This is a genomic window from Leucobacter triazinivorans (assembly GCF_004208635.1).
Classification (GTDB): Bacteria; Actinomycetota; Actinomycetes; order Actinomycetales; family Microbacteriaceae; genus Leucobacter; species Leucobacter triazinivorans.
Map to the genome: position 1 here is coordinate 2,827,466 of NZ_CP035806.1, position 24,270 is coordinate 2,851,735.

The 24,270-nt window shown below is 62.3% G+C and carries 18 protein-coding genes and 3 pseudogenes; 11 read left to right on the forward strand and 10 right to left on the reverse strand.

Features of this window, described 5'->3' with window-relative positions; genetic code table 11:
- The first annotated feature begins 22 nt into the window (after positions 1-22).
- On the forward strand, positions 23-631 hold the full coding sequence (locus tag EVS81_RS12790; protein ID WP_130110721.1) for a hypothetical protein: 609 nt from the start codon (positions 23-25) through the stop codon (positions 629-631).
- Positions 632-680: 49 nt separating this feature from the next.
- Positions 681-1,877 carry an XRE family transcriptional regulator gene (locus tag EVS81_RS12795; protein WP_130110722.1) on the forward strand — a complete coding sequence of 399 codons (1,197 nt, stop codon included), beginning with the start codon at positions 681-683 and terminating at the stop codon, positions 1,875-1,877.
- Between the two features lie 198 nt (positions 1,878-2,075).
- On the opposite strand, the gene EVS81_RS12800 is transcribed toward EVS81_RS12795, so the two are convergent.
- Genes EVS81_RS12800 through EVS81_RS12820 form a run of 5 tightly spaced genes read right to left on the reverse strand, consistent with a single transcriptional unit; the run spans position 2,076 to position 6,285 of the window.
- Positions 2,076-2,960, reverse strand: a complete 885-nt coding sequence (locus tag EVS81_RS12800) for an FHA domain-containing protein (RefSeq protein WP_130110723.1) — start codon at positions 2,958-2,960, stop codon at positions 2,076-2,078.
- Positions 2,957-4,348 carry an AAA family ATPase gene (locus EVS81_RS12805; RefSeq protein ID WP_130110724.1) on the reverse strand — a complete coding sequence of 464 codons (1,392 nt, stop codon included), beginning with the start codon at positions 4,346-4,348 and terminating at the stop codon, positions 2,957-2,959. Before EVS81_RS12805 ends, EVS81_RS12800 begins: the two co-directional genes overlap by 4 nt.
- A 14-nt stretch (positions 4,349-4,362) precedes the next feature.
- Positions 4,363-5,445 (reverse strand): M23 family metallopeptidase, encoded by a 1,083-nt coding sequence (locus EVS81_RS12810; RefSeq protein ID WP_130110725.1) that lies wholly within the window; start codon positions 5,443-5,445, stop codon positions 4,363-4,365.
- A complete protein-coding gene (locus EVS81_RS12815; protein ID WP_071416686.1) occupies positions 5,445-5,984 on the reverse strand; it encodes a hypothetical protein in 540 nt (179 codons plus the stop codon). The genes EVS81_RS12810 and EVS81_RS12815 overlap by 1 nt, the downstream gene beginning before the upstream one ends.
- A gap of 1 nt (position 5,985) precedes the next feature.
- Complete coding sequence (locus EVS81_RS12820; protein WP_231941996.1) at positions 5,986-6,285, reverse strand: helix-turn-helix domain-containing protein; 300 nt, start codon at positions 6,283-6,285, stop codon at positions 5,986-5,988.
- A gap of 214 nt (positions 6,286-6,499) precedes the next feature.
- Between EVS81_RS12820 and EVS81_RS12825 the strand changes: the two genes are divergently transcribed.
- From EVS81_RS12825 to EVS81_RS12840, 4 genes are all read left to right on the forward strand, one after another.
- Positions 6,500-7,375, forward strand: coding sequence for a dihydrolipoyl dehydrogenase family protein (locus tag EVS81_RS12825; protein ID WP_205879437.1), 876 nt, complete (start codon positions 6,500-6,502; stop codon positions 7,373-7,375).
- 108 nt (positions 7,376-7,483) lie between these two features.
- Positions 7,484-9,031: an IS91-like element ISCR8/ISPps1 family transposase gene (locus EVS81_RS12830; protein WP_011117152.1), complete on the forward strand. Its 1,548-nt coding sequence runs from the start codon at positions 7,484-7,486 to the stop codon at positions 9,029-9,031.
- Between the two features lie 552 nt (positions 9,032-9,583).
- Entirely contained in the window at positions 9,584-10,924 is a 1,341-nt protein-coding gene (locus EVS81_RS12835; protein WP_011117162.1) for an NCS2 family permease, read from the forward strand.
- Positions 10,925-11,312: 388 nt separating this feature from the next.
- Positions 11,313-11,888 (forward strand): TetR/AcrR family transcriptional regulator, encoded by a 576-nt coding sequence (locus EVS81_RS12840; RefSeq protein WP_011117161.1) that lies wholly within the window; start codon positions 11,313-11,315, stop codon positions 11,886-11,888.
- Here EVS81_RS12840 and EVS81_RS12845 read toward each other — a convergent pair.
- Together EVS81_RS12845 and EVS81_RS12850 are read right to left on the reverse strand one after the other, a co-directional pair.
- A complete protein-coding gene (locus EVS81_RS12845) occupies positions 11,875-13,338 on the reverse strand; it encodes an amidohydrolase (protein WP_130110726.1) in 1,464 nt (487 codons plus the stop codon). The two genes, EVS81_RS12840 and EVS81_RS12845, sit on opposite strands and share 14 nt — an antisense overlap.
- 140 nt (positions 13,339-13,478) lie before the next feature.
- A pseudogene (locus EVS81_RS12850) lies at positions 13,479-14,792 on the reverse strand (Tn3-like element IS1071 family transposase); the annotation flags it as partial.
- Between the two features lie 157 nt (positions 14,793-14,949).
- Between EVS81_RS12850 and EVS81_RS15930 the strand changes: the two are divergent.
- The 5 genes and pseudogenes from EVS81_RS15930 to EVS81_RS12870 all read left to right on the forward strand — a co-directional run.
- Positions 14,950-15,837: pseudogene (locus EVS81_RS15930) on the forward strand (FAD-dependent oxidoreductase); the annotation flags it as partial.
- A gap of 72 nt (positions 15,838-15,909) precedes the next feature.
- Positions 15,910-16,824: pseudogene (locus EVS81_RS15935) on the forward strand (IS91-like element ISCR8/ISPps1 family transposase); the annotation flags it as partial.
- Between the two features lie 257 nt (positions 16,825-17,081).
- The gene (gene atzC, locus EVS81_RS12860) at positions 17,082-18,305 is read left to right on the forward strand and encodes an N-isopropylammelide isopropyl amidohydrolase (RefSeq protein WP_011776997.1); all 1,224 of its coding nucleotides are present in this window, start codon (positions 17,082-17,084) and stop codon (positions 18,303-18,305) included.
- Between the two features lie 54 nt (positions 18,306-18,359).
- Positions 18,360-19,730, forward strand: coding sequence for an amidohydrolase (locus EVS81_RS12865; protein ID WP_130110727.1), 1,371 nt, complete (start codon positions 18,360-18,362; stop codon positions 19,728-19,730).
- A gap of 160 nt (positions 19,731-19,890) precedes the next feature.
- On the forward strand, positions 19,891-20,901 hold the full coding sequence (locus EVS81_RS12870; protein WP_043426253.1) for an ABC transporter substrate-binding protein: 1,011 nt from the start codon (positions 19,891-19,893) through the stop codon (positions 20,899-20,901).
- A 256-nt stretch (positions 20,902-21,157) separates the two neighbouring features.
- On the opposite strand, the gene EVS81_RS12875 is transcribed toward EVS81_RS12870, so the two are convergent.
- From EVS81_RS12875 to istA, 3 genes are all read right to left on the reverse strand, one after another.
- Positions 21,158-21,550: a RidA family protein gene (locus EVS81_RS12875; RefSeq protein WP_192551697.1), complete on the reverse strand. Its 393-nt coding sequence runs from the start codon at positions 21,548-21,550 to the stop codon at positions 21,158-21,160.
- Between the two features lie 332 nt (positions 21,551-21,882).
- Positions 21,883-22,668: an IS21-like element helper ATPase IstB gene (istB, locus tag EVS81_RS12880; protein ID WP_021473521.1), complete on the reverse strand. Its 786-nt coding sequence runs from the start codon at positions 22,666-22,668 to the stop codon at positions 21,883-21,885.
- Positions 22,665-24,200, reverse strand: coding sequence for an IS21 family transposase (gene istA / locus EVS81_RS12885; protein ID WP_021473522.1), 1,536 nt, complete (start codon positions 24,198-24,200; stop codon positions 22,665-22,667). The genes istB and istA overlap by 4 nt, the downstream gene beginning before the upstream one ends.
- Positions 24,201-24,270: the final 70 nt, after the last annotated feature.

The following is a 24,270-nucleotide window of genomic DNA, read 5'->3' on the forward strand; positions in this document are numbered from 1 at the left end:
TTGATGGAATATGCTCATGGGTATGTCACACATCCCCGCGCCGGTTCAGCAGCAGCTGCAGGATCTTGCCTTCGAAGTTCGTGAGGTATTTGGTGAGCGTGGGTATCGTATCGAAGTGGCTTTGTCAGTCGACCCTTCTTTTAACGAATCGGGTAACCGGTCTGCTCTAGTGAGGAGCATGGTAAAAGACGCCATACGCACCGGAGCTTCGCGTTGGGGAGTGGACTTCGAAGATGCTGCCGGTGGTGCGCTGGATATCCGCTTTGACCTGGGGTCGCGGATTTTGGTGTTCCGAGTAAAGAAAGCCAAGCGGCGCGCTGATGGAACTCTGCAGATCATCACGAACACTGCTTCTTCATGGGGGTTGATGGATGAAGATCGTTTAGTCCCGGAGGAGCAGTGGGTCTTTGCTTTCGTTGCGAACGACAGCAACATTGAAGGGCTTTCTGTCGCTCCTGTGCTTGGTGTGACGCAAAAGATCCCTGGCTATTTCATTTTGGGGGACGAAACCCTGCTTAATGGTGGCGTTGATGCGCCACGGGGCTTTAGCAGTGACAATGATGATTCTCTTCCTGGATTTGAAGAAGATGAGGATGAGGGGGAACTGGGAAACCTTGGTCCCTCCTTATAGAAGAACGGGGTTATTTAGCGGTTGAAGTCCACGTGAAGGAGGGTTTGTTGTGAGCGGTTCACAACCAGTTGGCGGTGCGGTTCGTCGGTTGCGTGCTGCACTCGGTCTGAGTCAGAGCGAACTCGCTGATCGTGCGGGAATTGCTGCGGGCACGATGTCGATGATTGAGAACGACCGGATCTCGGCAACTGCTGAGGCTATTGAAGCTCTCTCGACCGTACTTGACTGTTCACCCGACTACCTGAGACGAGACAACGGTGATCTGCTTGCGGGACGACCTTGGCTTCGCGCTTACGCTGATGCTCCCAGCAGGACCGTAGAAAGCGTGGTTGCCGACAGCTCTACGGCGATTGATGCGGCTCAGAGGTTAGACCTGAGGTTTGTTCCTGACGTTCTTCCAATTTTTAGCGGAGACCCGAACAACGACGCGGACATCGAGGAGTTCACAGCGCAAGTGCGGGTCGCAGCAGGGCTCGGCGAGGATGATGTCGTCAAGAATATGGTGCGAACCGCGGAGCGTTTGGGTTGTGTTGTTCTGCCTATGGAAAGCGAACTTGGGAGGCATCTAGGGATGTCTAACAGGGTCGACGGGACGGCAGTGATTCGAGTTGCGCGCTCGAATGACGGGTCAACACATTATGTGCCTGGTGACCGACAGCGCTTCACGGTCGCTCACGAGCTGGGTCACCTAGTTATGCACTTTGAGCAGCGCCCGCCTGATTCGGCTGTAGAAGCAGCGCGCATTGAGAAGCAAGCGCATCGATTCGCTGCTGCATTCTTGGCGCCGGCAGACCCGCTGATCGATGATCTCAACCGTATCGGGGGGCGGGTGACGCTGAGTGCGTTGGCGCAGCTGAAAGAGGCCTGGGGTGTGGCAATCAAGGCGCTTGTCGTTCGATTCCAACACCTCGGAGTGATTGAGCAAGATCATGCTCGCAGTCTCTATAAGCAGATTTCAGCTCGTAGGTGGAACAAAAGCGAACCCGTGCATGTTCCAAATGAGGAATCGGTTTGGCTTGCTAAAGCTCTCAAGAAGCGATTTGGTTCTGAAGGTGACCCGTTCGCAGGGGCTTCCGTTGCGCTGGGCCTCGGACGTTCATACTTTGAACGATGGGCAATGTGGGCGGTGGAAAATCAGGCCGATGCCGTTGCTGAAGTTGTCCAGCTCGGTTTCGGTAAACGGATCGATAACCAGTCTTTGAATGAAGAGTCTCGAGGCCAGGTTCTCCGGATGCCGGTTCGGTAAGCGGTTGGTGGCTATTGGCATGTTTGCTGTCTCTGAACTTGCCCTGGCGATCAGGTCAACCTTGCCTTCTGCGGGGAAGAAACAAAACCACCGGTTGCGCGCTGCCGTTCATCGTTGTTCGTCGGGTGTATTAGTTCCGCAGATAGGATTGATTATGCATAAACACTGCGGCGACGCGCCGACGCCGCCCGGGGTAGATCAATGCGCCCTCGTGACGGTGCAGTAGACGTCGCCCAGAAGGATCGTTGCGCCGTCGGGGATCACGGTCGGTTCGCCGGGCGTGAGCCAGTGGGGCGGGGCCGACTGCAGTTCGATGCCGTTCGCGGAATCGAGGTCGGTCACGACGATGCGACCGGCGTCGTCGACGTCGATCGTCGCGTGGGTGCGCGAGAGCATCCGTCCAGGCGTGACGACGGTGAGCGCTTCGCGTCCGTCGACGGGCTCGGGGTTGCGGCCGACGACGACATGCGGGCCGGCGTCGATGCTGCGCTGGGTGTTGAAAGCCAGGTGCAGGACCGGCGCGGGAGGCGCTGCGGGGGCCGCTGCGCGGCGGCTGATGCGTGTGTGCTCGATGTCGTGCAGCTCGTCGAGCTCGTCGAGCTCAACGGGGCTCGGCCGGGTGACCCGCGCGGCCGCGGGCGGTGCGACGGTGTTCGGCTCCGCCGGGGGAGCGACCTCGACGCGCAGCGGTTCGTCGACGCCGCACTGGACGCACGTCGCGGAGGTCACCGGCTGTAGCCGGCGGCAGACGCGGCAGCGTCCCTCGTCGATGCTGAGGCCGTCAGGGGCGGGAATGGTGCCGTCGGCGCCGATGAGCTGCACGTAGCCCTCCGGGCGCACGGCGAGGGCGTGTGTGCGGCCGTCCTCGGTCACATCGAGACGGATCGGGCGACGTAGCTGCGTGCCGATCGCCACGGCGCGCGCGATCATGCCGGTGCGGAGCGCTGCGACGGACTCGGCCGCGCACGCGCGGCTGACGCCGTTGATCGTGAGGGTGCCTGTGCCGTCGTGCGTGACGGTGGCGGCGAGACGGGGCCACTCGGGGACGCGATGCAGCCCTGTGAGCGGCTGTGTGGCGTTCATAGCCCGCGGGCGACCGCCGCGCCCGCTGCGAGCCACGCACGCTGCGTCTGGGGGCGCAGGGAGCCGAAGCGCAGCACTCCGTCGACCATCGCCGGGTCGTGGGGGACCGTCACGGCCTCACGGGCGAGGGACCGGTAGCCGTCGGCCACGCGCGCCAGGTCAGCGGCGGTGGACTTCGGATCGGCCTGGTTCACGATCACGACGGCATCACGGGCCAGCTCGGCCGATCCGGCGTCGCGCTCTGCGAGGGCTTCGAGGAGGAGCGCGCCGGCTTCGGCGTGGTCGTCGCGGGTGGTCGTGGCGACCACGAGCTGGTCGGCGTGGTCGATCATGCGCAGCCACATCGGATCGGACTCGTCGTTGCCGGAGTCGATGAAGATCAGCCGGTAGTACTTCGCGGCGACGGCGTGGATCGCGTCGACGTCGCTCGGCTCGACGCGCTGCTCGTGCGCGAGGGCCATCGGCTTGCTGCGCAGCACGTCGAACCGGTCGCGGGTCTGGTGGTGCACGTAGTGCGCCAGGTCCGCTGACTGCGCTCCGGTGCTCAGGAGCCGGTCGACCTGGGGGAGGAGGTCAAGCAGGGTCGCCTCGTGCGGTCCCTGCTCGGTGCGCCAGCCGAGCGTTCCGCGGGTCTGGTTGTTGTCCCATGTGAGGACGCCTGCGCCGCCGTGGCGGGCGAACACGGCCGCGAGGAGGACGGTGGTCGGGGTCTTGCCCGCGCCTCCCTTGCCGTTCACGACGGCGATCGTGCGGGGGCCGGGCCAGTGCTGCGAGACGGCGAGGACGTCGGAACGCTCCGCGCGCTCGGATTCGCTCGGGCTCATGCGGATGCCGGCACGGGTGAGCGCTCCGCGCCATCCCTGGGTTGCCGGCTCCTCCATCTGCTCGTGCGTGAGGAACGACTGTCGGGCCTCGCGACGGCTCGGGTACTCGGTGGCCGGGGCGGGAGCCTGACGCACCCATGCGTTCCCGTCGGGCGCGGGAGCCGGCGCTGCGGCCGGAACCTCCGGCGCGGGAGCGAACGTCGGAGCCTCCGGCGCGGGGGCGGGCGCGGGAACCTGGTCGATCGGCGCGGGCGTCGACTCGATGGGGGACGCGGCGTCCTCGATCGGCGCCGGCCGGGCGGGCAGGCTCTCGTCGGGCTCTACGCTGCCGTCGGGGTGGACGATTAGCGGCCATTCCCCGTCGGGGCCGCTGGTGGTGACCCGCACGGGGCGCTGCATCTTCGTGGCCGTGTCGGCCACGCGAGCGAGGATCGCGGCGCGAGCATCCTCGAGAGTGGTCGTCTCGATCGGGTGCGACGTGCCGTTGATCGTGACCTCTCCCGATCCGTTCGCGAACGTGCGCGCCTCGATCTTGGGGAACGTGGGTACTTCGATGCTGCTCATGGTCGTCTCCTGATCTACTGTCCGAGCTGAATGCCGACCTCTGCCATGAAGGGCGCGGGGTCGACGTTCTCGCCGTTGACGCGCACTTCAAAGTGCAGGTGGCATCCGGTGGATTCACCGCTGCTGCCGACGCGAGCGATCTGCTGGCCGGCCTTCACCTTGTCGCCGGTCTGCACGAGCATCCCGGAGTCGTACATGTGGAGGTAGCGGGTGGTGACCCCGCCGCCGTGGTCGATCGAGATTGTGCCGTTGCCGGCGTCGTCGAAGCCGCGGAACGTCACTACACCGTCCTGTGCGGCCCAGATCGGGCCGTCGCAGCCGCCGCCGGCAAGGTCGGTGCCGGCGTGGAGTCGCTGCGTGCCGTAGATCGGGTGCACGCGGATGCCGTAGGGGCTGCTGACCGGGCCGGCGCCGGGGGAGGCCCAGCCTTCGGCGCTGACTTCGCCGGGAAGCAGGCCCTCGCATGCGCCGCCGCTGGCGCTGCCGTCGCCGGAGTCGAGGCCGGTGCGGACACCACTCAGGCCCTCGACGATCTGCACCGCGCCGTCCCAGAACTTCGTGTAGTGGTACGGGTCGGCGTTCACCTGAGTGCGGTGGGCGACGATCGTCGGTTCCAGCGACTCGCGGTCGGGAACCTTCGTGGTCATCGCGTTGAAGAACTTCGTCGACGAGATGTAGGGGTCCAGCCGCTCCTCGCGGGTGCCCCATCCGTCCTGCTGCTGGAACAGGCCGATCGACGTCGTGCGGGTGCCGTCGGGGTTGGTGACCCCGCCGGTTTCCCAGTCGCCGTAGTCGATGTTCCGGAGGCTGGATTCACCCATCGCAGTCATGACGCCGATGGTCTGATCCCGCGCGTTCAGGCCGAGGTCTTTGCCCGCCTGCATGACATATGCGGCGTTCACAAGCTGCTCGTGGCCGTAGCCGGCAATCTCCGTCTCGGGGACGGATGCGGGGTCGATCGAGACGCTCGATCCGCCGTTGCCGGCGCTCGGGCCGCACTCGTCCTCGCCCATGAGGAGGAGCCCGAACAGGGAGCCGACGATGAGGAGCGGCACCGCCGCGATCGCGTAGGCGGCGCTGCCCTTGGGCGCTGCCATCAGTTCACCCCTTCGGGGAGGATGAAGCGCCCCGCGAGCCAGGGGGAGTCAGCGTCGGCACGGCTGAGCACGACGCCGTAGGTGCCGGCGTTGGTGGGGACGTCGACGAACGCGACGTAAGCGCTCGTGTCGTCGGTGATGACGGCGGGGCCGGTGACGCTCGTCGCGACGATGCGTGCCGGGTCCATGTAGGCGTAGTCCTGGGTGGCCTTGTTGTCGAGGAGGGGCTGCAAGCCGGCCCACCACTGCTCGAACGGAAGATCGGGGCGCGCGTAGGCGGTCATCACGGCGACCGCGGCCGCCGTTGCGCTCTCGCGCGATTCGTCATCCCACGTGGGCACGGGCCGCGGGCCGTGCGTCTCTCCGCTGTCCTCGTCGATGAGGCCTTCGGGGGCGGGGGTGAACTGGTCGAGGTCGGGATAGATCGGGCCGGTGCTACTGGCGCTGGGGGTCGGCGCTGGCGCGTTGTTCTGGCCGGTGCAGGCGGTCAGGGCCGCCGCGGTGACGACTATGAGTAGCGCCGTCCCGATCTTCCGCATGTCAGTCCCCTTCGTGCCGTTCTGAGTTGATGACGACGACCGGGCCGGTGTCGCGAGGGACATTCGCACCCCGGCGCAAGGTGTCTTTCAGCTCGTCGCGGATGATGAACCACGTCGAGCCGACCTTGTAGCCGGGGATCAGTCCCTCGCGGAGCCACGTGTACACGCTCTTGTTAGAGACTCCGAGTCGTTCTGCTACTTCGGTGGGGCCGAGGGTCGGAGGGCTCTGCTCGAATAGGCGATCGAGCGCGTCACACGCACCGCTGTCGCTGCTCACGGTGAGACCTCCTGTTGGCTCCACGGTCCTAGTGTACCGGTTAGGGCATGTTTGTATAGGTTCGGGTTCATTCGGGTTCACCCTTCCTTGTTTGGGCGCTTGGGCGTAGGATTCCCTTATTAGGGTGAATCTCACTGTACCTAGGGGGGCAACATGAGCGACCCGCTCAACCCGTGGCTTTCTCGGCCGACGACGCCGCCGCCTACCGAGGCGGCCCCGACGCCTGGATGTGGTGGAAATGATGGACGGCCTGATGCAGGGCGCCGACCGCGACCTGGTCAAGATCTGGCAGAAGATGAACGCCAAGCGCTTCGACAACATCATGTTGAAGACGAAAACCGTGGGTGCCGAGGCCACACCTGAAGGCATCAAGGTCACATTCGCGCCAGCGGAAGAGGGCGGCACCACCCCCGAACCCCAGGTGTACGACCTGGTGCTGCAGGCCGTGGGCCGCACGCCCAACGGCAAGAAGATTGCCGCTGAAAAGGCCGGCGTGTCTGTGACGGACCGCGGTTTCATCAACGTCGACATCCAGATGCGCACCAACGTGCCGCACATCTTCGCCATCGGCGACATCGTCGGGCAGCCCATGCTGGCGCACAAGGCGGTGCATGAGGCACACGTGGCGGCAGAAGTGATTGCCGGTGAACTGCAAGGCAACAAAGAGCTGGCAAGCGCCGCCTTCAACGCCCGCGTGATCCCAAGCGTGGCCTACACCGACCCTGAAGTGGCTTGGGTGGGCCTGACGGAAGACCAGGCCAAGGCCCAAGGCATCAAGGTCAAGAAGGGCCTGTTCCCCTGGACGGCCTCGGGCCGCGCCATTGCCAACGGCCGCGACGAAGGCTTCACCAAGCTGCTGTTCGACGACAGCCCCGAAGCAGGATCAGGAGACGGCCATGCTGGCCGGGGCCACGGCAAGATCCTGGGCGGTGGCATGGTCGGCACCCACGCGGGCGACATGATCGGAGAGATCGCGCTGGCTATCGAGATGGGTGCGGACGCAGTGGACATCGGCAAGACCATCCACCCGCATCCGACGCTGGGCGAGAGCATCGGCATGGCGGCGGAAGTGGCGCATGGCAGCTGCACGGATGTGCCGCCTGCGCGCAAGTAAGTCCGCAGCCAAGCTACCCTGACAAGGCCCGAACTGGCGACGGTTCGGGCCTTGTGCTTTGCGTACCCAAACAATCGCCGCAGAATACTGTGCATTTGTACAGTATTCATGTCAGCCACTTCCAAGCCCAAGCTCTACAACCCACGCCACCCCGAACGCACGCTGCTCTACCAAATGGTAGCCGAGCACTACGAGACCTGGCTAGAGTTGGCCAGCGCGGGTCAGTTCGACGGCCAGGGCGACCACCACACCCCCAAGCCCTTCGTGCGCAAAGCGTTTGCCAAGTATCTTGAGTGCGGCATCTTTGCCCATGGCTTTGCCCGCGCTCGCTGCGGCGACTGTGGGCACGACTACTTTGTAGCCTTCTCCTGCAAAGGCCGGGGAGTCTGCCCCTCGTGCACCACGCGGCGGATGGTGGAGACGGCGGCACACCTGAGCGACCACGTTTTCCCCCGCCTGCCGGTGCGCCAGTGGGTGCTCTCCGTGCCCAAGAGGTTGCGGTACTTCATGCAACGCGACGGAGCGGTGCTGAGCATGGTGCTGCGCATCTTTCTGCGGGTGATCGCACAAACTCTGCAGACCCACAGCCCCGGTGCGGCCCATATGGACAAGGCAGGCCTGCACATCGGTGCCATCGCCTTCATTCACCGATTCGGCTCCAGCCTCAATGAACACGTCCACTTCCACGTTTGTGTGGTGGACGGGGTGTTTGAGGAAGTGGAGGGCGAGGGCGATGCTGATGCGACCCCTCGAATCTCATCGCCGGGTGTCATCTTTCACGCGGCCACCGGCATCGATGCGGCTACCGTGGCCCCAGTGCAGACCACACTGCAAAAACGCATCCTGCGCGCCTTCGTTGCTCGGGGCCTGCTGGAGAACTGTGACGCCAAAGACATGCTGGGCTACAAACACAGCGGCTTCTCGGTGGACGCCGGTGTCTGCATCGAAGCCCACGACCGCGCTGCGCTGGAGCGGCTGCTGCGCTATTGCGCGCGTCCACCGTTTTCCATGGAGCGCCTACGCAAAGAGGGAAGCAAACTGGTGTACCGCTGTGCCAAACAGCGCAGCGAGCCCACCAGTGACAAGCGTGGTGCCAAGGCAGATGAGCTGCACCTCACACCGCTGGAACTGATCGACCGCATCGCCGCGCTGGTGCCACCGCCACGCACCCACCGGCACCGCTACTTTGGTGTGCTGGCACCAAACTCGCCGCTGAGAGCGGCGGTAACGGCGCTGGCCCAGCCTGCTGCGTCGCAACCAGCCACGGTGGAGACTGCACAACCTGGCGCGGGCGTACCTGGGGTGGCGGCGCCGGGCAACGCGGCCACACCCACACCCGAACCTGAAGCACGCCCGAAGCGAGCGGCGCATTACTTGTGGGCGGTGCTGATTGCCCGCATCTACGAGGCATTTCCGCTGCTGTGCCCCATGTGCGGTGGGCAGATGCGCATCATTGCCTTCATCACCCACAGCGCCGAAATCCGCCACATCCTGAACCACATCGGGGTGGAGTCTGCCCCCCCGCACATCACCCCGGCACGCGGGCCACCGCTGTGGGAGGGCTGCGACGCGCCGGTGGATGATGGTGCGCAAGGCGAGCCGGATTGGGATCTGGCAGCTCAACCCGACGAGGTAGACCAGCGCGTCAATTGGTGACCCAGTGAAGCGGCGGTATCCATCGCTGCGGGGAAGCAGCTGCACGCGCGCCAGGCCCAAATGCATACTGCCTCCCAAGCTCTTGCCATTGAGCGGCAAGCGAGCGCTCAACCTTCCTTGGCCGAACGTGTTTCGAGGCCCAAAACTCGTGCCATACTTGGCCTCATGCGGTTGAATTTCCTATCCGTGAACCCTTCAGCACTGTTGTGCATGGGCCATGGCAGTTCTGACGTCTGACGTGAACACGCAACACGAATGCAAGAGCATCCTGCCGAGGCCCGGTGCACTGCGGTTGCGTCTGACGTCTGACGTGCAGCGTCTAACGTGCAACGTCTGGCGTCTGATCCTTTACAACAGGTCAGACAATCACAGTCTGAACAATGTGCACAAACCCTTGTCCTGGCACAGATCAAAGCGGAACAACAGCCGTCGGTACGCAATTTGCAGACCATTTGGACAGGTTTTCAAAACCATCCGCTGCTGCCACTGCTCCCGAGGCTGCCCTTGAACAAGTCTGCTGATACCGCCGCGCCCGACTGCACCCCTACCCCCATGCCTACCCCGATGGAGCGGGTGGACCGCTTTTTCGAACTGAGTTCCCGGGGCACTACCGTGCAGCGGGAGTTGCTGGCGGCGGTGACCACCTTTGCCACCATGTCCTACATCCTGGTGGTGCATCCACTGATCATGTCCGATGCCGGCATGGACAGAGCCCAGGTGCTCACCATCACCGCCGTGGTGGCGGGGGTTTTTTCCATTCTGATGGGGCTCATGGCCAATCTGCCCATCGCCGTGGCGCCCGGCATGGGCGCCAATGGACTGGTGGCCTACACCCTCATTCTGGGCCTTGGCGTGCCCTGGCAGGGCGCGCTGGGGCTGGTGTTCTGGAGCGGGGTGGTGTTTCTTGTCCTCACCCTCACCGGCATCCGGCGGCTGCTGCTCGATGCCTTCCCCGATGCCCTGCGCCGGGCGCTGACGGCGGGCATCGGTCTTTTCATCATGTTCATCGGCCTCAAAACGGCGGGCATTGTGGTGGCGGCCCCGGCCCCCTCCCTGGTGCAGATCGGCGTGGTCACGGCACCCACGGTGCTGCTGGCGCTGTCCGGCATCCCGATTGTCATGGGACTCATGGCCCGGCGGGTGCCCGGGGCGATCATTCTCACCATCATACTGCTCACCGCCATCGGCTTTTTTATCCCCACAGCCACAGGTTCCCTGACTCCGATGCCGAGCGCCGCCCTGGCCCAGCCGACAGGCTTTGGTGACCTGTGGCTGGCGCTCGATTTTGGCTATCTGTGGTCGCATCTCGGCATTGCCCTGCCAGCCATGCTGTCCCTGGTGTTCATGGACCTGTTCAGCTCCCTCGCGGCCATGAACGCCCTGTGCCAGCGGGCCGGTCTTGTCGATGACCAGGGCGCGATGCTGAAGCCGACCGAGGCCCTGTCGGCGGATGCCATGGCCGCCATCGGCGCCTCCCTGGCGGGCACCTCCACCGCCATCTGTTTCGGCGAATCCGCCGCCGGTATCGAAAGTGGCGGGCGCACCGGCCTTGTCGCCATTTTCGTGGGCCTGTTCTTTTTCCTGGCCCTGTATCTGAACCCGCTGATTCTTATCATTCCCGCCGAGGCCTCGGCCCCGGCACTGGTGTTCATTGGCCTCTTGATGTTCGTGGAAGTGGCGCGCATCGATTTTTCCGATGTCATCACCGGCGGCGCTGCCACCCTGACCCTGATCCTGATGGCGGTTACCTCCATCAGCGATGGCATGGCCATAGGGCTGATCGTCTACGCCATCGCCATGGTGATCACCGGCCGCGCCCGCCAGGTACACCCCATCGCCTACGGTCTTGCCGTGGTGCTCGGCGCCTACTACGTACTGCTGCCGCCGCTATGAGCCGAGGCGTTGTGACTGTGGGCCTTGGCTTTGTGACCGCAGTTACCGGATAATCCCTCGCCATCACCGGGGTTGGTCTTGCAAGGAGATTGGTCTTGCAACGGATTGGTATTGCAAGACCTCCGCCAGTGAAAACATCCCTGTCCCGTAGCAAGATCCGGTGCATCGCAACCATTGCCATGCAGATCGGGAGCTGCCTATCATCGAGAGCTAGTTATCATCGAGAGCTGGTTATCATCGAGAGCTGCGCATTATCGAGTTATCGAGAGCTCTCCATGATCAGGGCTGCCCATGCCTGGCTCGCCAGGCCGAACATTGAAACTCGAATAGTCAAGCTCGAACAGTCAAGCTCGAACATTGCGCTCTTCTGAATTATTGACGGTATGACATGACCAAAGAACCAGGCACCAGAGCTCTTGAAACCCGGAAAAGAATCATTGCTGCGGCACTTGAACTCACCCTGCGACAGGGTGAAAGCGGCATCACCATGACCGAGATCTACAAGCTGGCAAACATTTCCAGAACTTCCCTGTACCGCCACTTCAGCACTGTCGAAGAAATCCTGACCAGCATCTATTTAAAGATCAGAAGCGAATTTGAATCGGGCCTGCAAAATGCCATAGAGGCAAACCCTTCGGCGGAAAACCGGCTGGATGTGGTGACAGATTACCTGCACCACTTCTTTACCAGTGACCTTGCCCAGAAGCTCAGCGCCGCCAATACCAGCTACCTGAAAAAATTGAGCCTTATCAGTTTCGATGCCCGGGTCGACATGTACAAAAAAGTTCTGGGGCCGTATTTCGACATTGCCGAACAGCAAAAAGGCGCGCCGGTGGACCGGGATCTGGTCGCCTATTTCATCACCCACTACTATGCATCCATGGCACTCTACGGGGGTTATGGTAGACCCGAGGCAATAAACCTTTTGCTCAAGAAACTCATCACCGGCCTCAGCATGGTGTGACACCGGTGCCCCGTCGAAGGGCTGCCACCAAAGGATCGCCGTAAATCACCCGGCGAAACACCTCGTCCGCAGCCCGGGCCAGCTCCATTTCATCAAGGCCCGGAAATTCACCGTTGCGCCACACCACCTTGCCGTTGATCACGGTCATGTCCACGGGGCCGGAAAAACCCACTTTCGCGGGCAGGCTCCGTGGATCGTGGTTGGCGCCGATGTATTCGATCCGGTTCAGATCGACGGCAAAGAAATCCGCAGCCCTGCCCACGGCGAGGGCGCCGAGATCAGGCCGGTTGAGGCAATCCGCACCACCCTGGGTGGCCATGCGCAGAAAGTCATAGGGAGCTGGCACCGGATGCTGGCGCTCACTGGCCTTCAGGCACTGGAGCAGGTAGGCAAGGCGGATGCACTCGGCGAGGTTCGAGCTGTCGTTGGAGGCGTGGCCATCCACCCCAAAGCCCACCCGCACACCTGCCGCCGCCATGGCGGGAATGTCGGTGACTTCGGCACCCACCAGAAACACCGGCGCCGGGCAATGGGCAACACCGGTGCCGGTGGCGGCAAGGCGGGCGATGTCCGCTGCGGTGAATTCCCAGCCGTGGGCGAGCCACACATCCGGCCCGACAAAGCCCCGGTTTTCGCACCAGTCGAGGCTGCGCTCGCCAGAACGGGCCACCATGGCGGGGGTTTCCCCCTCCCCCAGATGGGTGTGCAGGCTCACCCCCAGGTGGCGGGCCAGACGGGCAGACTCGACGAAGGTTTCCGGGTAGGCAATCACCGGCGAGCTGGGCGCCACCACCACCCGCTGCATGGCGAAGGGCCGCGGGTCATGAAAGCGGCTCACCAGGCGTTCGCAATCGGCAAGAAAAGTATCGGTGCTCTCCCGCATGGCATCGGGAATGGTGCTGTCCTCCAGGGTGATGCAGCCGCGCCCGGCGTGAAAACGCAGCCCCAGCAGGTTAGCGGCATCAAACTGGCGGTCCACCAGAAAGGGTCCACCCCGGCGGCTGTAGTTGTACTGGTGATCAAACGCGGTGGTGCAGCCGTGCTTGATCAGCTCCGCCATGGACACCACTGTGCTGTGGTAGATGCAGTCTTCATCCACCAGGGCAAACACCGGGTAGATCTTGCGCAGCCAGGCCAGCACATCAAGCTGGGTCCAGTCGAGGGGGGCAAGATTGCGGACAAAGGCCTGAAAAAAATGGTGATGGGTGTTGATCAGCCCCGGATAGGCGGTCAGCCCCCGGCAGTTCACCACCTCAACACCCTGTTCCTGGCCAACGCCAATTGGGGCCAGAGTTCGGGGCAGATCCGGGCCAAGGCCAATAATCTCCCCGTCTCTCACCAGAATATCGACGCCATTAAGCACCGTGCCCGCGACATCCCCGGTGACCAGCTGGTGAAACCCGGTGTAAAGAGTAACGGCAGCTTTTGCAGGTGTGGCGGTGTGGCTCATGGTATCTCCCTTTTTCTGGTAAACCTGTCTGATGGCATGGTTTCACGAAACACCGGTGTTTGTCAACGTAGTTGTCGTGTAGACCGTGTTTTTATGCAGCCTCGTTCAACTGCATTTCTTGCCTCTCCGGATTGAGTGTGTTCCCGGTCTGGGCTGGAGATCGAAACCTGCCAGATCATTCCCAGACTTGGTGCCACCACTTCAACTGGCAGCTTTCTGGATCCTTTGAGATATAAAGCTTGCAGCTTGGCAAGGTACTCGATGGCAGGATGCTCGCCGGTGGCCTGCCAGGGCAGCTTTGCAATGGCGACGAGCAACGACCGCACGGGGCGAATTCCATCAATCAATCCCTCGCGGACCAGGGAGGCCCTGCTCGGTGGTTTGCGTTTCTGGGTTTCGGTGATCAAGGCTTCAAGACGGGCACGCAACTCAGCATCTGGCACCGCACCTTGCGCGCTCAAGGCAACAAGTTCGCCGAGCAGCGTTTTGTACATTGCGGCCCAATTGACGGTAGCGGGGACATCGGCGGCAGCCTGACGCCACAGATCGGCGATCCGGCGCTGCACCATAAGGATCAACTGGTCTGTGGTGGTGAACAGGCAATACCGAAGAAAGCATGCGACCTCCACGGTGCGCGCTGGCTCTTTGATCTTGGCTCCGGCTGAGGGCGGCCTGGAGACAAGTCGGCGCGCGTAGCGGCGCAAGATGAGATCGGGGATGTCTGCCAGGTGCTTATGAACGTCCAGCGTGTAAAGCAGGTCGATGCGCTCCAGTACCTCGCTGATTTGGCGGGTTGAGTGTTTCGCCGGTGCAGCCCATAGCCAACTCTGCTGGGTTTGTCCATCTGGGCGCAGCTCTGAAACTGAGGCTCGCCAGCGATCAAGTGTTGCTGGATCAACGCTGGCGGCGATGGCGGTGCCTGTTTCAACTTCAAGCTGGGCAAGTGCCGCCGCAATCAGTGTCCGAATTGCCCGCTCGTGCACGATCACCAGCTTGTTCTTGTACAGCCATTGACGCGCCCGCACGAGTAGCTGATCGCGGTCGGCGCAGCGCGCCACTTCGTCGCGCAGTTCACGTACCAGTGAGCGGCGCTGGTGCTCGCTCATCCACTGGAATCCAAGGACCGTGCAGGCTACTTGTTGGTGATCGAATAGCGTGCGCCCGCGTTCATACATGGCTCTCAGCGAGGCGACTTCTGGTGCTGCAATGCCAAGCTCGTTGCCAAGGTGGCGCCACAAGGCTACTGGAATTACCCGAAAGGCACCGAGCAAACGCCCACTCATGCGCAGGAAACCAATATGGAGCGCCAGACCAAGCTTGTGGGAATCACCTCGGCGTGCATTGATTGCGTCGCGCTCGGCACCATCGAAGGTGAAAAATGCCTTCATCTCGAAGTCGCTGATATCGCGGGGGAGCCCACGCATCCCCAAAAACGTTGTGTGCCAACCCTGCATCGTGAACCTCAAAAGTGGGAGGCCACCATACCCGTTTACAAAGCGAACAGGAAAGTCAATGAAATCAACGGTCTACCCAGACCACCCCCGCGCCAGTGCTAGCTTTGCGTACCGTCACTTATTGCACTGAAAACGAGGAGACCCCGCCATGGCCAAAATGCGCAAGGTCACCACCGTTCGCGGCTACGGTGCCTTTGTCGGCGCCAACCACCTCGAAGTGGAAGAAACCACCGGCACGGGCCAGGAGAAGACGGGCACCAAGAAGGTCATCGCCTTCAAGCGCGCCATCATCGCCGCTGGCAGCCAGGCCGTGCGCCTGCCGTTCATGCCCAACGACCCGCGCGTGGTCGATTCCACCGGCGCGCTGGCGCTCAGCGGCGTGCCCAAACGCATGCTCATCCTGGGTGGCGGCATCATCGGCCTGGAAATGGGCACGGTGTACAGCACCCTGGGCGCACGCCTGGATGTGGTGGAGATGATGGAAGGCCTGATGCAGGGCGCCGACCGCGACCTCGTCAAGATCTGGCAAAAGATGAACGCCAAGCGCTTCGACAACATCATGTTGAAGACGAAAACCGTCGGTGCCGAGGCCACACCTGAAGGCATCAAGGTCACATTCGCGCCAGCGGAAGAGGGCGGCACCGCCCCCGAGCCACAGGTGTACGACCTGGTGCTGCAGGCCGTGGGCCGCACGCCCAACGGCAAAAAGATCGCTGCTGAAAAGGCTGGCGTGGCCGTCACGGACCGTGGCTTCATCAACGTCGATATCCAGATGCGCACCAACGTGCCGCACATCTTTGCCATCGGCGACATCGTGGGCCAGCCCATGCTGGCGCACAAGGCGGTGCATGAGGCACACGTGGCGGCAGAAGTGATTGCCGGTGAACTGCAAGGCAACAAAGAGCTGGCAAGCGCCGCCTTCAACGCCCGCGTGATCCCAAGCGTGGCCTACACCGACCCTGAAGTGGCTTGGGTGGGCCTGACGGAAGACCAGGCCAAGGCCCAAGGCATCAAGGTCAAGAAGGGCCTGTTCCCCTGGACGGCCTCGGGCCGCGCCATTGCCAACGGCCGCGACGAAGGCTTCACCAAGCTGCTGTTCGACGACAGCCCCGAAGCAGCGACCCCTCGAATCTCATCGCCGGGTGTCATCTTTCACGCGGCCACCGGCATCGATGCGGCTACCGTGGCCCCAGTGCAGACCACACTGCAAAAACGCATCCTGCGCGCCTTCGTTGCTCGGGGCCTGCTGGAGAACTGTGACGCCAAAGACATGCTGGGCTACAAACACAGCGGCTTCTCGGTGGACGCCGGTGTCTGCATCGAAGCCCACGACCGCGCTGCGCTGGAGCGGCTGCTGCGCTATTGCGCGCGTCCACCGTTTTCCATGGAGCGCCTACGCAAAGAGGGAAGCAAACTGGTGTACCGCTGTGCCAAACAGCGCAGCGAGCCCACCAGTGACAAGCGTGGTGCCAAGGCAGATGAGCTGCACCTCACACCGCTGGAACTGATCGACCGCATCGCCGCGCTGGTGCCACCGCCACGCACCCACCGGCACCGCTACTTTGGTGTGCTGGCACCAAACTCGCCGCTGAGAGCGGCGGTAACGGCGCTGGCCCAGCCTGCTGCGTCGCAACCAGCCACGGTGGAGACTGCACAACCTGGCGCGGGCGTACCTGGGGTGGCGGCGCCGGGCAACGCGGCCACACCCACACCCGAACCTGAAGCACGCCCGAAGCGAGCGGCGCATTACTTGTGGGCGGTGCTGATTGCCCGCATCTACGAGGCATTTCCGCTGCTGTGCCCCATGTGCGGTGGGCAGATGCGCATCATTGCCTTCATCACCCACAGCGCCGAAATCCGCCACATCCTGAACCACATCGGGGTGGAGTCTGCCCCCCCGCACATCACCCCGGCACGCGGGCCACCGCTGTGGGAGGGCTGCGACGCGCCGGTGGATGATGGTGCGCAAGGCGAGCCGGATTGGGATCTGGCAGCTCAACCCGACGAGGTAGACCAGCGCGTCAATTGGTGACCCAGTGAAGCGGCGGTATCCATCGCTGCGGGGAAGCAGCTGCACGCGCGCCAGGCCCAAATGCATACTGCCTCCCAAGCTCTTGCCATTGAGCGGCAAGCGAGCGCTCAACCTTCCTTGGCCGAACGTGTTTCGAGGCCCAAAACTCGTGCCATACTTGGCCTCATGCGGTTGAATTTCCTATCCGTCTTATAGTACAATGGTTACAACCATGGCACGAAACGGGACAAGTCCTAGTTTAAAAAATGAGGATAAAAATGAGTAAAGATTTTGATTTAATCATTAGAAACGCCTATCTAAGTGAAAAAGACAGTGTATATGATATTGGGATTGTTGGTGACAGAATAATCAAAATAGAAGCTAAAATTGAAGGAACCGTAAAAGACGAAATTGATGCAAAGGGTAACCTTGTGTCTCCCGGATTTGTCGATGCACATACCCATATGGATAAGTCATTTACGAGCACAGGTGAAAGATTACCGAAGTTTTGGAGCAGACCTTATACAAGGGATGCTGCCATCGATGCTGCCATCGAGGATGGCTTGAAATATTATAAAAATGCTACCCACGAAGAAATAAAAAGACATGTGATAGAACATGCTCACATGCAGGTACTCCATGGGACTTTATACACCCGGACCCATGTAGATGTAGATTCAGTTGCTAAAACAAAAGCAGTGGAAGCAGTTTTAGAAGCCAAGGAAGAGTTAAAGGATCTTATCGATATACAAGTCGTAGCCTTTGCACAGAGTGGATTTTTCGTTGATTTGGAATCTGAATCATTGATTAGAAAATCCTTGGATATGGGCTGTGATTTAGTTGGGGGAGTTGATCCTGCTACGCGGGAAAATAATGTTGAGGGTTCTTTAGACCTATGCTTTAAATTAGCAAAGGAATACGATGTTGATATCGACTATCACATACATGATATTGGAACTGTTGGAGTATATTCGATAAATCGTCTTGCCCAAAAGACAATTGAAAATGGGTATAAGGGTAGAGTAACTACGAGTCATGCCTGGTGTTTTGCAGATGCTCCGTCCGAATGGCTCGATGAGGCAATCCCATTGTACAAGGATTCGGGTATGAAATTTGTTACCTGTTTTAGTAGTACACCGCCTACTATGCCGGTGATAAAGCTGCTTGAAGCTGGCATCAATCTTGGCTGTGCTTCGGACAATATCAGAGATTTTTGGGTTCCCTTTGGCAACGGTGATATGGTACAAGGGGCTCTGATCGAAACTCAGAGATTAGAGTTAAAGACAAACAGAGATTTGGGACTAATTTGGAAAATGATAACGTCAGAGGGTGCTAGAGTTTTAGGAATTGAAAAGAACTATGGGATAGAAGTTGGTAAAAAGGCCGATCTTGTTGTATTAAATTCGTTGTCACCACAATGGGCAATAATCGACCAAGCAAAAAGACTATGCGTAATTAAAAATGGACGTATCATTGTGAAGGATGAGGTTATAGTTGCCTAATAGATGCTTTTTTTGGAGCGGCACCCTAAGGAAGCCCTGCACGAAGGAGAGAGAATGATCCTGATCCGCGGACTGACACGTGTCATCACTTTCGACGATCAAGAACGCGAGTTGGAAGACGCCGACATTCTGATCGACGGGCCGAAGATCGTCGCCGTCGGAAAGGACCTGTCGGATCGCAGCGTTTCACGGACAATCGACGGGCGTGGAATGATTGCGCTGCCAGGTCTCATCAACTCGCACCAGCACCTGTTCGAAGGCGCAATGCGGGCGATTCCCCAACTCGAGCGGGTCACGACGGCCAGTTGGCTCGAAGGCGTCCTGACCAGAAGCGCAGGATGGTGGCGCGACGGGAAGTTCGGTCCAGATGTCATCCGGGAGGTTGCGCGCGCCGTCCTCCTCGAGTCGCTCCTCGGTGGCATCACCACGGTCGCCGACCAGCACCTATTCTTCCCCGGTGCCACGGCCGATAGCTATATCGACGCAACCATCGAGGCCGCCACCGACCTCGGGATCCGGTTCCATGCGGCAAGGTCATCGATGACGCTCGGCAAGAGCGAAGGTGGCTTCTGCGACGACCTGTTCGTCGAGCCCGTCGACAGAGTCGTCCAGCACTGTCTGGGTCTCATCGACCAGTACCACGAGCCGGAACCGTTTGGAATGGTTCGAATCGCTCTTGGACCCTGCGGCGTCACCCACGACAAGCCCGAACTCTTCGAAGCGTTCGCACAGATGGCGGCGGACTACGACGTGCGCCTCCACACCCACTTCTACGAACCGCTCGACGCGGGAATGAGCGACCACCTCTACGGTATGACGCCGTGGCGTTTCCTTGAGAAGCACGGCTGGGCCAGCGACCGAGTATGGCTGGCTCACGCTGTGGTACCTCCACGGGAGGAGATCCCCGAGTTCGCCGACGCAGGCGTCGCGATCGCGCATCTCATTGCGCCGGACCTTCGGATGGGCTGGGGACTCGCGCCTATCCGGGAATACCTCGACGCCGGAATCACGGTTGGGTTTGGAACGACCGGGTCCGCCAGCAACGATGGCGGGAACCTGCTTGGCGATCTGCGCCTGGCTGCGCTGGCGCACCGCCCCGCTGACCCCAACGAGCCCGAGAAGTGGCTGTCGGCACGCGAGCTGCTCCGAATGGCAACCAGGGGATCAGCGGAGTGCCTCGGCAGGCCCGACCTGGGCGTCCTCGAGGAGGGTCGTGCTGCGGACATCGCCTGTTGGCGCCTCGATGGAGTCGACCGGGTTGGTGTGCACGACCCGGCGATCGGCCTGATCATGACTGGTCTTTCAGACCGGGCAAGCCTGGTGGTCGTGAATGGTCAGGTGCTCGTCGAGAACGAACGACCCGTTCTGGCAGATCTCGAACGCATCGTCGCGAATACGACAGCACTCATTCCCAAGAACTTGTAGTGCCCTGCGCCCCCTGCAGTAGGGGTCACGGCGGTACTGGACGCCGAGCATCTGTGCTCCCAAGTTCCTTGCCACACGCACGTCATCGACGCTCTTGCTCGCCGTCGATGCCCGCTCGGGCGAATTGATACGGATTTCCCACTTGAAAGGATCGATATCGATGGCAGTTCGACGGGTTTCAGCCGCGCTCGCGGTCGCACTCCTGATCATTGCCTCCATCGCGGGATGCGGCAAGGACAGCGAAGGCGGCACCACCACATCAAACGGCGCGCCGACGAGGCTACGGATGCAGCTGAGCTGGGTGGCGAACGCACAGTTCGCTGGATACATGATGGCTAAGGAGCAGGGCTTCTACGAGGACGCAAACCTGGATGTAGACCTTCTCTACGGCGGGCCGAACGTCAACAACGTTCAGCAACTGACCAGCGGTCAGGCCGACCTCACCGTCGACCGCGTCAGCACCCTCTTCCTGTCGCGTGACAAGGGCATCCCGATCAAGGGCATCGCGGAGTTCGATCAGAAGTCCGGATTCTGGCTCGTGGCCAAGAAGAGCAGCGGAATCAACTCACCTGATGACCTTGTCGGGCAGAAGGTAGGAATCTTCGCAGACGACGAGTTCCAGGCCGACGCCCTCCTCACAGCGATGGGCGTCGACCCCAGCGATGTTAAGACGTTCTACCAGGGATTCACGATGGATCCGTGGCTCAACGACGAGTACCCCGTCGCAGAGATGACATCGTTTGGGCAGCTCCAGGAGGTCTATCACGCTGGTTACACAGACAAGGACCTTGTCTTCTTCAAGCCTTCTGACTATGACGTCGGCATTCTCCACGGGTGCCTGATCGCCAACGAGAGCGCCATCCAGTCCAGCCCCGACGCGCTCACCGCTTTCGTCGAGGCAACGATGAAGGGGTGGACCTACGCCTTCGCGCATCCCGACGAGGCTGTTGACGCCATCCTCGCAGAGGAGCCCAGCGCCAGCCGACCAGTCGAAACCTCTGCGCTGGACGCGATGAAGGACGTCCTCTGGGATGGAGACACGCCTCCAGACAACTGGGGCCAGATTCCCATGGACAACTACGAGGAAACGGCCAAGATTCTTGAGGACGGCGACTACGTCGACCACCCGATCGACGTCGAGAAGTCGGTGGATCTGACCATCGCGCCGTGAGGACTGTCCGTCGGCTCGGCGGCTCCTGCAGGAGGCGCTCTGGATTGGGGAGCCCGCACGACGGCAGGCAGGCGCAACTGCCTGCGGGACGTGCCATCGGCTGAGCCGATCGCTCAAACGACCAGCGCCCCAGACAATCTGACTGGGGCGCTGGTCTTTCGTGGGTATGGCCTGTGAAGGTAGGCACCGAACCGCAGAGCCGATGCCTAGTTTGGTTCCGGCAAGCCGGACGGACCATACATTGGTCCGGTGGCGGCTAGCCGATGATGGCGTCTGCCTCGATTTCGACGAGTAGGTCGGGAAGAGCCAGTGCGCCAACCTCAACAAGCGCATTCGCTGGCCGTACCTCCCCGAACACCTCACCATGGACGGCGGCCACCGCCTCGAAGTCCGAGATATTCGTGACGAAGATCCGAGTCCGGACCACGTCCGCGATCGACGCGCCCGCTTCTTTCAGCGCGGACTCGACTCGCGTAAGAGTCTCACGCGTCTGTGCGACGACGTCGTCGCCGCCAACGGCTCCCTCACTCGACCCTGCGGTCATCCCACCAACAAACACAAACGGCCCCTTGCAGACGGCCCGCGAGTAGCCCCGGAGGCTCTCGAGGTGAGACCCAGACGAGATATTCTGCCGAGTCATCGACTCCATGTTGACCCTTTCGGTCGGTCTCGGGCCATCCGACCCGGTGATTTGGGCGGCGGAGTTGCCCGCCATCCGTCGTCGGCCGCGCACCTTGGGACGGCACGGCTTACGCTGTGTGAAAGTCTAACTCCAATGAACGAAGTTCTCAGATGGGGTCTGCGCTTGCCGTGACTCCCAATCGACAGCAAAGGCTGAGGTGAGTCGTGGTAGCGTGTCAAGGGACAGTAGGAACTGCCCAGGGGCGGACATGAAACCTGCCCGCTGACGGCCACGAGAACTGCCCGGTGGTGGCCACGGGATCTGCCCAAGGGGGCGGTGGCCACCACCGACCGGGGTGCTCAGCTCAACGGGCTCACCCCCTGGCCGGCGAGTGCCTGGGTCAGGCGCACGCTGTCGCCGCTGGTCTGGCAGACGTGGGCGTGGTGGAGCAGCCGGTCGACTGTGGCGGTGGCCAGCGTCTTGGGCATGAGCTCGTCGAACCCGGACGGGTGCAGGTTCGAGCTGATCGCGACCGAGCGCTTCTCATAGGCGGCGTCGACGAGGCGGTAGAGGCCTTCGGCGGCGTCGGCGGCGACGGCCAGGAGCCCGATGTCATCGACGATGACCAGGTCGGCCCGCAGGATTCGGGCGATGGCCTTGGTGACGGTGTCGTCCGCACGGTGCCGGCGCAGCAGGACGCCGAGGTCTTCCAGGGTGAACCAGGCGACCTTGAGTCCCTGCTCGACGGCTTGTTGTCCGAGCGCTTCGAGCAGGAACGTCTTCCCGGTCCCGGATGGCCCGCAGACCACGAGGTTCTCTCGCCGGTGGACCCACTCCAAGGTCCGCAGCGCCTGCTGGGTCGGGGCCGGGATCGAGGAGATCTCGGGCTGCCACGCATCGAACGTCTTGCCGGTCGGGAACCCTGCGGCCGCCCGCCTCGTGGCCAAGGCGGAGCGTTCCCGGCCGGCGACCTCCTCAGCGAACAGGGCCTTGAGGACCTCGGCGGGCTCCCAGCGTTGGGCCTTCGCGGTCGCGACCACCTCGGGCGCGTGGCGACGGATGTGCGGCAGCCGCAGCTTGCGCAGCAGCTCCTCCAACTCGACCGGCAACGGCGGCGCGGTGCTGATGGGGCTCCTCGTCGTCATCGGGTCACCTCGCCGTCGCCGTCCGCGGTGGACCGCTGGCCGAGCCGTGCCCACGCGGCGGTGCCCTGGGTCAGCGAGGAGTCCTCGCTGGCACGATGCTCACCTGTGCCGGGCTGCCGGGCGTGGTGGTCCAGGATCGAAGAGAGGTCGGCCTCGGCGAACCGGCCATGGACCGCGGCGTGGCCCAGTGCCCAGTCGACCTCGACGGGGTCGAACAACTTGGCCAACGCGAGCGCCTCGGTCATCTTGACCCGCATCCGCGGCGTGCCCGCGGCAGCCGCCTCGACCAACCACAGCCGGGCCCCCTCACCCAGGTCGAGGAACTCCGACTCCGCGGCGTTCTTCGCTCGGGGCTGGCGGTCCAGCGGGCCGGACGGCTGGGGCGGGAAGTGCCCGTCATCGATCTTCGGCGTTCCCGGCGTGGCGCGACGGTGGCGGGCGACCTCGATCGGACCGTCGTCGCCGACATGAACGATGACGACCCACTCGTCCTCACCGACCCCGTGGGTGCGGACCCACACTGTTGCACCGAGCAGGGTGTGTGGGACCGAGTACTGGCCGGACTCGAACATCACCATCGGGGTGTTCGCCGGCACCATGCGGGTGGTGCCGAACGCGACCGTGTGCGCTCGCGCCGGAACGGGGTGCAGCCGAGCTCGTTCCTCGGCGAGCATCTCGATCGGCGGCCGCTTCGTCGTCCGGTGGGCACGGGTGTTGACCTTCTCGCAGAACGCCTCGCAGGCCGCCTCGAGCTCAGCGAAACTCGCGTACTCCTCCCGCAGGTTGGTGTCCTTGGGGACGAGGTCGGCCTTGCTGATCTTCACCGACGCCTCGGTGCCGCCCTTGGACGCCGGATCCGCGGGCACACAGGTGTGCACCACGACCGAGTAGTGCTCGGCGAAGGTGACCAACTGCTGGTTCCTGACCGGGATCCCGGCGATGTGCTCGACCGTGACGGTCTTCTCGTTGTCGGTCAGCACGTAGGTCGGCACTCCACCGAGTCGGCGGAACGTGACGTCCAGCGCGGCGAACACGGACGGCATCGTCTTGTCACGCAACGGCAGCACGACCCGGAACCGCGACCACGCCAGCCACGCCACGAACAGCACCGTCTTGACGCCGTCGACGACCGGGCCGTCGCCGTAGTCGTACTGCAGCCACATCCCCGGCTCGGTGACCCAGGGCCGGTGCACCCGCACCCGACCAGAGCGATAGGACGCCTTGACTTTAGCGACCGCGCGGCGTGTGGTGCGTTCCGAACCCTTGTAGCCCAACGCCACGAGCTTCTCGTGGGCGACATCGGCACGGACCTTCCCGAACGACCGCTCGACCCACTCCTCGACCTTGGGCAGGTACTCATCGATCAACTGCAGCCGGGCTGCGGTCTGGTCCAGCTCCCCGCCGGCAGCGCGGCGGTCCACGTAGTGCTTCACCGTGTGGTGCGAACAGCCGGCCAACTCACCGGCATCACGAAACGACCCAGTCAGGTCGTAGGCATCCAAGATTTCCATGATCTCCTCGGCAGACTTCACATGTCCCTCCTCAGGGGCGAACGGCGCATCAGCACGCCAACCGCACCTGAGGAGGGGCCTCAACCGTGGG

Excerpts from the sequence above, each read along its gene's own strand:
- atzC (WP_011776997.1), top strand. The coding sequence starts at position 17,082 with ATGAGTAAAGATTTTGATTTAATCATTAGAAACGCCTATCTAAGTGAA.
- EVS81_RS12845 (WP_130110726.1), bottom strand. The coding sequence starts at position 13,338 with ATGAGCCACACCGCCACACCTGCAAAAGCTGCCGTTACTCTTTACACC.
- EVS81_RS12805 (WP_130110724.1), bottom strand. The coding sequence starts at position 4,348 with ATGAGCAGCATCGAAGTACCCACGTTCCCCAAGATCGAGGCGCGCACG.
- EVS81_RS12870 (WP_043426253.1), top strand. The coding sequence starts at position 19,891 with ATGGCAGTTCGACGGGTTTCAGCCGCGCTCGCGGTCGCACTCCTGATC.
- EVS81_RS12875 (WP_192551697.1), bottom strand. The coding sequence starts at position 21,550 with ATGGAGTCGATGACTCGGCAGAATATCTCGTCTGGGTCTCACCTCGAG.
- EVS81_RS12835 (WP_011117162.1), top strand. The coding sequence starts at position 9,584 with ATGCCTACCCCGATGGAGCGGGTGGACCGCTTTTTCGAACTGAGTTCC.
- EVS81_RS12800 (WP_130110723.1), bottom strand. The coding sequence starts at position 2,960 with ATGAACGCCACACAGCCGCTCACAGGGCTGCATCGCGTCCCCGAGTGG.
- EVS81_RS12815 (WP_071416686.1), bottom strand. The coding sequence starts at position 5,984 with ATGCGGAAGATCGGGACGGCGCTACTCATAGTCGTCACCGCGGCGGCC.
- EVS81_RS12825 (WP_205879437.1), top strand. The coding sequence starts at position 6,500 with ATGATGGACGGCCTGATGCAGGGCGCCGACCGCGACCTGGTCAAGATC.
- istB (WP_021473521.1), bottom strand. The coding sequence starts at position 22,668 with ATGACGACGAGGAGCCCCATCAGCACCGCGCCGCCGTTGCCGGTCGAG.
- EVS81_RS12830 (WP_011117152.1), top strand. The coding sequence starts at position 7,484 with ATGTCAGCCACTTCCAAGCCCAAGCTCTACAACCCACGCCACCCCGAA.
- EVS81_RS12840 (WP_011117161.1), top strand. The coding sequence starts at position 11,313 with ATGACCAAAGAACCAGGCACCAGAGCTCTTGAAACCCGGAAAAGAATC.
- EVS81_RS12810 (WP_130110725.1), bottom strand. The coding sequence starts at position 5,445 with ATGGCAGCGCCCAAGGGCAGCGCCGCCTACGCGATCGCGGCGGTGCCG.
- EVS81_RS12790 (WP_130110721.1), top strand. The coding sequence starts at position 23 with ATGTCACACATCCCCGCGCCGGTTCAGCAGCAGCTGCAGGATCTTGCC.
- EVS81_RS12865 (WP_130110727.1), top strand. The coding sequence starts at position 18,360 with ATGATCCTGATCCGCGGACTGACACGTGTCATCACTTTCGACGATCAA.